Here is a 1,332-nt window from a genome sequence, read left to right on the forward strand (position 1 = left end):
CGCGGGACGCCCGTCGCGGCCGCGCCCGGGACGCCGAGGTGCGCGCCGCCGAGCTCGCCGTCCGCCTCGTGCTGCCCACCGGAACGGCGCTGCTGCCTGCCTTCGTCGCCCTCGGCATCGTGCCGACCGTGATCTCCCTGCTGGGCGGCACCCTCTCCCTCACCTCCGGCGGAGCGTGAGGCCACGGACCACCGGGAAGGTCCCGGTCCGTCGTCCCCGCCCGGGGACGGCGTCGGCGGCGGTAGCCGCCACCGCGGGACGGCGAGCGCCGCCCGCAGAACGAAGGAGGAGCACCATGCACTGCACGAGGAACCGACTGCGCCGCACCCTCGCCCGCCGCTGGCGGGACGAGACCGGCGCCTCCACCGCCGAGTACGCGATCACCGTGCTCGCGGCCTGCGGCTTCGCCGCCGTCCTGGTCGCCCTGCTGGCGTCCGGGGAGGTGCGGACCCTGCTGATGGGGATCATCACCTCCGCCCTGTCGATGGGGTCGTGATGTTGCGGTCCGCCCGGTCGTCCCGCCTGCGGAACGACCGGGGGTCCGCCACGGCGGAGACGGCGATCGTGCTGCCCGTCGTGGTGGTGATGGTGGTGGTCGTGCTGCTGACCGGTGCGGGCCTGGCCTCCCAGCTGAGGCTCGAGAGCGCCGCGCGCGGCGCGGCGCGGGAGCTCGCCCGGGGGGAGGAGACCGCGGCGGCGGTCGAGGTCGCGGAGCGGATCGGCGGGGAGGGCACGTCCGTGTCCGTCTCGGGCTCCGGCCAGTGGGTGCGGGTCGAGGTGACGCGCACGCTGCAGGCCCCCGCGGGGCCGATATCCGGCGCGTCCTGGTCCCTCAGCGCCGACGCCGAGGCGCGGCTCGAGCCACAGCTGCTCGAGGGAGGGACGCCATGAGCACGTCGGGCGCGTCGGTGCTGGCCTGGACGGGGACGACGACCACGGTGGTGGCCGCCCTCGCGCTGCTGGGCGGCGGGGTGCTCGCCCGGGCCGAGGCGGGCACCGCCGCGGATCTCGCCTCCCTCGCGGGCGCCGATGCGCTCGCGGTCGCCCATCCGCACCCCTGCCGGGTCGCGGCGGAGGCGGCCGAGCGCAACGGCGCGAGGCTCACCGGCTGCGAGCAGCGGGAATGGGACGTGCTCGTCCGGGTCGAGATCGACGCCGGAGCGCTCCCCTCCGCGGTCGCGGAATCGAGGGCGGGCCCCGGGCCGTCGGAGGTCCCGGAGACGTGAGCGAGGACGGGCTCCGCACGAGACGAAGGCCCCGACGCCGCGGCGACCTGCCGCCAGCGACCTACCGGACGGCGGACCTCGCGGCGGGGCCGGGCGCCGCGGCGGG

Annotated in this window: 3 protein-coding genes; all 3 read left to right on the forward strand. The window is 77.5% G+C overall.

Annotated elements, in window-relative coordinates; all coding sequences use genetic code 11:
• Positions 1-295: 295 nt before the first annotated feature.
• From HMPREF3159_RS08640 to HMPREF3159_RS08650, 3 genes are read left to right on the forward strand one after another with little or no spacing between them, the layout of a single operon-like run.
• Positions 296-496 (forward strand): DUF4244 domain-containing protein, encoded by a 201-nt coding sequence (locus HMPREF3159_RS08640; RefSeq protein ID WP_010549540.1) that lies wholly within the window; start codon positions 296-298, stop codon positions 494-496.
• On the forward strand, positions 496-891 hold the full coding sequence (locus HMPREF3159_RS08645) for a TadE family type IV pilus minor pilin (RefSeq protein WP_070500660.1): 396 nt from the start codon (positions 496-498) through the stop codon (positions 889-891). Before HMPREF3159_RS08640 ends, HMPREF3159_RS08645 begins: the two co-directional genes overlap by 1 nt.
• Complete coding sequence (locus HMPREF3159_RS08650) at positions 888-1,226, forward strand: Rv3654c family TadE-like protein (protein WP_070500659.1); 339 nt, start codon at positions 888-890, stop codon at positions 1,224-1,226. The genes HMPREF3159_RS08645 and HMPREF3159_RS08650 overlap by 4 nt, the downstream gene beginning before the upstream one ends.
• Positions 1,227-1,332 lie beyond the last annotated feature (106 nt).

This window comes from Brachybacterium sp. HMSC06H03 (assembly GCF_001807385.1).
Lineage (GTDB): Bacteria > Actinomycetota > Actinomycetes > Actinomycetales > Dermabacteraceae > Brachybacterium > Brachybacterium conglomeratum.

What these genes read in the sequence shown, in the direction of transcription:
- HMPREF3159_RS08640 (WP_010549540.1), top strand. Translation starts at nt 296, where the DNA reads ATGCACTGCACGAGGAACCGACTGCGCCGCACCCTCGCCCGCCGCTGG.
- HMPREF3159_RS08645 (WP_070500660.1), top strand. Translation starts at nt 496, where the DNA reads ATGTTGCGGTCCGCCCGGTCGTCCCGCCTGCGGAACGACCGGGGGTCC.
- HMPREF3159_RS08650 (WP_070500659.1), top strand. Translation starts at nt 888, where the DNA reads ATGAGCACGTCGGGCGCGTCGGTGCTGGCCTGGACGGGGACGACGACC.